At 49.2% G+C, this 1235-nt stretch carries 2 protein-coding genes; both read left to right on the top strand.

Translation table 11 applies throughout. From position 1 onward, the window contains the following. Nucleotides 1-81 precede the first annotated feature (81 nt). Entirely contained in the window at nt 82-525 is a 444-nt protein-coding gene (locus ACP2WE_RS25990) for a helix-turn-helix domain-containing protein (RefSeq protein ID WP_425218418.1), read from the top strand. Then, nucleotides 522-1217: an IS630 family transposase gene (locus tag ACP2WE_RS25985; RefSeq protein WP_425218417.1), complete on the top strand. Its 696-nt coding sequence runs from the start codon at nt 522-524 to the stop codon at nt 1215-1217. Before ACP2WE_RS25990 ends, ACP2WE_RS25985 begins: the two co-directional genes overlap by 4 nt. Nucleotides 1218-1235: the final 18 nt, after the last annotated feature.

Below are 1235 nucleotides of genomic sequence, written 5' to 3'. Positions count from 1 at the left end.
CTAGTGCAGCGTCACATCTAAAAATTAGGGTTGGCAAATAGGCTCAAATCGGCGAAATTGTATAGAGCACGAAGAAGCTTTATGCAAAAGAAATATATTGTCCGATTGACCGAGGATGAACGGAAACAACTGCGTAGCGTGATTAAGCAATTGAAGGGCAGTAGCCAAAAAGTGCGGCGTGCCCAAATTTTGCTAAAAGCAGATGTGGAAAGAGCTAACTGGACAGACGAACGGATTGCAGAAGCCTTCGATTGTCGGATCAAAACGGTGGAGAATATTCGCCAACGCTTAATCGAAAAGGGCTTTGAGGAAACCCTCAACGGAGTCCGTCGTCCCCATCCCCCGATTGAGAAACTGCTAGATGGAGAGCAGGAAGCTCAGATTATTGCTCTACGACTGGGATCGCCGCCCAAAGGTTATGCGAACTGGTCATTGCGTTTGTTATCCCGCCGAGTGGTCGAACTCGAAATAGTGGATCGGATCAGTCATGAAACCCTCAGACGCACGCTCAAAAAAACGGGATGACGAACCGCAAGATCGAGTATTGGGTGATTCCCCCTGAAGCCGACGGTGAGTTTGTAGCGGACATGGAAGCAGTGCTTGAGACTTACGCTCAACCCTATGATCCGAATTGTCCTGTGCTCTGCATGGATGAGCAACCCGTGCAGTTAGTCCGAGAAGTGCGAAAGCCTTTGCTTGCCCCCGCCAAGCATGGCAAACGAGTCGATTACGAGTATGAACGAGCAGGAACCGCCAGCATTTTTATGATGACGGAGCCACTGGCAGGATGGCGGGAAGTCAGTGTGCGCCCCAGACGAACCAAAGTCGATTGGGCTTTTGAAATGGCGCAACTGCTAGAAGGTCGCTACGCTGAGTGTGAACGAGTTATTCTCATTTGCGATCCACTGAACACTCACACCAAGGGTGCATTCTATGAAGCCTTTGAGCCAGAACGGGCACGCCAGTTGGTTCGCCGCATTGAGTTTTGTCATACGCCCAAGCATGGCAGTTGGCTCAACATTGCGGAGAATGAACTGAGTTCACTCACTCGTCAGTGTATCGATAGTAGGCGATTTGAAGACATCAAAATATTGCAGGAAGAAACTGCCGCTTGGTCTATGGATGTCAACCAGAGACAACGGGGTGTGGATTGGCAGATGAAGATCGATGATGCACGCTGTAAACTCACTTCTATTTACCCTAAAATTAAGTTGTGACGCTGCACTAGAGATGCA

This window comes from Tumidithrix helvetica PCC 7403, from assembly GCF_965232925.1.
Lineage (GTDB): Bacteria > Cyanobacteriota > Cyanobacteriia > Pseudanabaenales > Pseudanabaenaceae > Tumidithrix > Tumidithrix helvetica.
Note: the sequence above shows the minus strand (reverse complement) of the source record. Positions and strands in the feature narration are given on the sequence as shown.